Annotated in this window: 4 protein-coding genes; 3 read left to right on the forward strand and 1 reads right to left on the reverse strand. The window is 66.5% G+C overall.

The genetic code is table 11. The features are described 5' to 3' along the window. The coding region (locus K8V11_RS13825; RefSeq protein ID WP_303915497.1) for an ABC transporter ATP-binding protein at positions 1–681 on the forward strand (681 nt) is incomplete at its 5' end. 17 nt (positions 682–698) lie between these two features. On the opposite strand, the gene K8V11_RS13830 is transcribed toward K8V11_RS13825, so the two are convergent. Continuing rightward, on the reverse strand, positions 699–1337 hold the full coding sequence (locus K8V11_RS13830; protein ID WP_303915500.1) for a GyrI-like domain-containing protein: 639 nt from the start codon (positions 1335–1337) through the stop codon (positions 699–701). 73 nt (positions 1338–1410) lie between these two features. On the opposite strand from K8V11_RS13830, the gene K8V11_RS13835 reads away from it, so the two are divergent. Then, entirely contained in the window at positions 1411–2205 is a 795-nt protein-coding gene (locus tag K8V11_RS13835) for a DUF3152 domain-containing protein (protein ID WP_303915503.1), read from the forward strand. 173 nt (positions 2206–2378) lie between these two features. Next, positions 2379–3293, forward strand: coding sequence for a triacylglycerol lipase (locus K8V11_RS13840; protein WP_303915506.1), 915 nt, complete (start codon positions 2379–2381; stop codon positions 3291–3293). Positions 3294–3433 lie beyond the last annotated feature (140 nt).

Consider the following 3433-nt stretch of genomic DNA (forward strand, 5'->3'; position numbering starts at 1 on the left):
ATCGGCTCGAACGGCGCCGGCAAATCGACGCTGCTCAACGCGGTGTCGGGAAGGCTCGCAGTGGACTCGGGTCGCATCGAGATCGCCGGCTCCGACGTCAACAAGCTCGGGGAACACAAGCGCGCCCGCTACGTCGGCCGCGTGTTCCAGGATCCGCTCGCCGGTACCGCCCCGAACCTCACCATCGAGGAGAACCTGTCGCTCGCGCTGCGTCGCGGCAAACGCCGCGGTCTCGGGCGGAGCCTCAACGCGAAGCGCCGTACGAAATTCCGCGAGGAACTGGGCTCACTGGAACTGGGCTTGGAGGATCGTATGACGGCGAAGGTCGGTCTCCTCTCCGGCGGGCAGCGGCAGGCGTTGTCCCTACTCATGGCGGGTTTCACGGCGCCGAAGATCATGCTGCTCGACGAACACACGGCCGCGCTCGATCCACAGCGAGCGGAGCTTGTGACCACGCTGACCGAGAAGATCATTTCGCAGGGTGGTCTCACGACTCTCATGGTTACGCACAACATGGAACAGGCGATTCGCCTCGGCAACCGGCTGGTGATGATGCACGAGGGCCGGATCGTCTATACCGCCGACGCGGAGAAGAAGGCGAAACTCACGGTGCGGGACCTGCTGCAGGAGTTCGCGAATATCAAGGGCGCGACCCTCTCGGACAAGGCGTTCCTCGGGTAGAGCAGGGCCGGCGGCGATCAGGCCGGGCGCACCGGCTGGCGGAGGATGGTCCGGAGCTTGTCGGGCGCGGTCTTCCGGACGTCGCTGAAGTAGATCTCGTGGTGGGTGCCGGCGAGCTCGAGGTCGTGTTCGGGGATGAACGAGCTGTGCATCTTGGAGAGAACGGGACCTTCGGCGTCAAAGGGGCCGACATGCAGCGTCTGGACGCAGCGCCCCTCGGCGAGGGGCTGCAGGCGGAGCTCGTCCAGCTGGGGCGGCGGGGCGGTGGATTTCGCGGCGGCCTTCGTGCGAGCGGTCTCGCACGCCGCCTCGACCTCCGCGGTACCCAACCACTCGGGAACGAGGAGCATAAGTGTCCAGGACCAGCGCGTTTTATCGCGCTCGGTGGTGAATGAGGCCATGTCGTCGGCCCACCACAGCCCTTCGAGCGGAGGGACGACGTAGTCGCGGCCGAGGTCATTCTTGCTCGCGAACTTAAGCGTGTAGGCGACGGGGTACAGGGTTTCGATGGCCTCGGCGAAAGCGGGCGAGGCGTTGGGGTCGCCGTGGCCGTCGACCATGAGATAGTGCTGCTCCGGCACGTCAAGCAGCCGGAACGTTCCCTTTCGGGCCTGGTAGGCGTCGAGGGACTTCTTGAAGTCGATCTTCTCGGCCATCGGGGATCCTCTCGTGCGCGGGCGGCATCCGGCGGGCGTGCTCTGCGTTCATGATCGCAGGTATCCTGCTGTAGTGCTTCCTCGCTCCACATCCGCCGCAATGGTCCGCCGTTTCCTCGTTGCAGGTGCACTCGCCGCAGCCGTTGCGAGCACGGCCGCAGGGTGCAGCGGGGACCGCGGTGCAGAGGGAAACGGCGGCGGTATGACGTCGGAGGGCGCAACCGCTCAGGCGGCCGCGCAGTCGAGCACGCAGGGCTCGGGGGAGAGCGGAAGTCCGGCGTCATCCAGCGTGGCGTCCTCGACGAGTGCGAGTGAGACCCCCACGCCGACACCGACCGAGGTGCCCTACGAGGGCACCGGCAAGTGGGAGTATGCGCCGGAGACGTCCGCGCCGAAGGGCGACGGGACGCCGTTCGCGATCGCGGTGCGCGTGGAGAAGGGCCTGCCGATCGAGATCGACGACACCGCCGACTTCGTGATGAGGACGCTGCGCGACGACCGCGGCTGGCAAAAGCTCGACGGCGTCGCGTTCGAGCTGGTGAAGGGCGAGTCGCAGGCGGATGCGCTGGTGAGCGTCGCGAGCCCGCAGACCACGGACCAGATCTGTTCGGGGCTTACGACGAATGGTTACACCTCGTGCCGCGAGGGCAATCAGGTCGCGCTCAACGCGAACCGGTGGCTCGGCGCGACCGAGGATTTCGACGACCTCGAGTTGTACCGGCAATACGTGATCAACCACGAGGTCGGACATGCGCTCGGGCACGACCACGAGTATTGCCCGTCGCCCGGTTCTCCGGCTCCGCTCATGCAGCAGCAGACGCTAGGGCTGCAGGGGTGCACGGCGAACCCGTGGCCCTCGGTGGCGTAGCGGGCTGCATTTCGCCGGCGTTGCAAATAAGCGGCGGTCGAGAGTAAAACGCGTGATCGCTGAGGTCGGCGAGTTCGCGAATCTCCGCGCCAAGTGGACATATTGGGTGGCAATGTCGGGTTGAATGTGGCGCGAGTACCCCTCCGAGCCCGCCGACCCCCAAGGAATCGCCCGTGCCCTCCTCCGCGCGCAAGCCGCACGTGTCATACAGCTTCCTGGCCGGCGCCGAGTTCGCGATCCGCTTTCCCGGGCACCAGCTGCCCGGCGTCAACAAGTGGAACGAGAAGCCGTCCGAGGAGCGGCCCGTCCCGGTCGTGCTCATCCACGGCACCGCCGGAAGCGGCACGACGAACTGGTTCACACTCGCGCCGTACCTGACCAACCGCGGATTCTCCGTATTCACCGTCACCTACGGGGCGCTCCCGGACGCGAAGTTCCCGATGTCCGAGCTCGGCGGACTGCGCGATATCGCGGAGAACTCCGTCCCCGAGGTCGCAGGGTTCGTCGACAAGGTGCTCGCCGCGACCGGTGCGGAGCAGGTCGACCTCGTCGGACATTCGCAGGGCTGCGTGGTCGCAGGCGCGATCGCCAAACACGCCCGCCCGGGCAAGGTGCGCAAGGTCGTCAGCCTCGCATCGCCGTGGCACGGCGTCGGCTCGGCCAGGCTCGAACGGATGCTCACGTCGATGCGGCTCCGCCAGCTCGTCGCCGGGGCATTCCTCGCAGGTGAAAGTCTCGTGCGTGGCTCGACGTTTCTCGCCGAACTTTGGGAGCCGGACGGCACCCCGTATGCGCGCGGCGTCGAGTACACCAACATCGCGACGCGCTTCGACGAGTTCGTCTGGCCCCACATGACCTCACTCGTCGAGCCACCGCAGCACGGCGACTATTCGGTTCGGAACATCGTGTTGCAGCAGGGCTGCATGCTCGATTTCGTCGACCATGCCGCTCTTCCCTCCGATCCGCGCGCGGTCGATTACGTGCTCGACGCGCTCGATCCCGGCGCCGGCCACAAAATCCGCTGCCTCCCCGTGGCCCCCGTCCACGGCGGGATTCTTCCCGGCTGGCTCACCGACCGCCGCGGGTAGGAGGTACACGGCACGCGCAAATGGAGGTGGACCGGGCAATTGGGTACGTCCGACGTCATAAAGCTGGGACAATAAAGGTGCAATAAGGATCCGTTCGCGCGTGGAGGAGGCGGCCCGCAATGGAGATCTGGGCGATATTC

The sequence above is a fragment of the Dietzia timorensis genome, from assembly GCF_020742175.1.
Lineage (GTDB): Bacteria > Actinomycetota > Actinomycetes > Mycobacteriales > Mycobacteriaceae > Dietzia > Dietzia timorensis_A.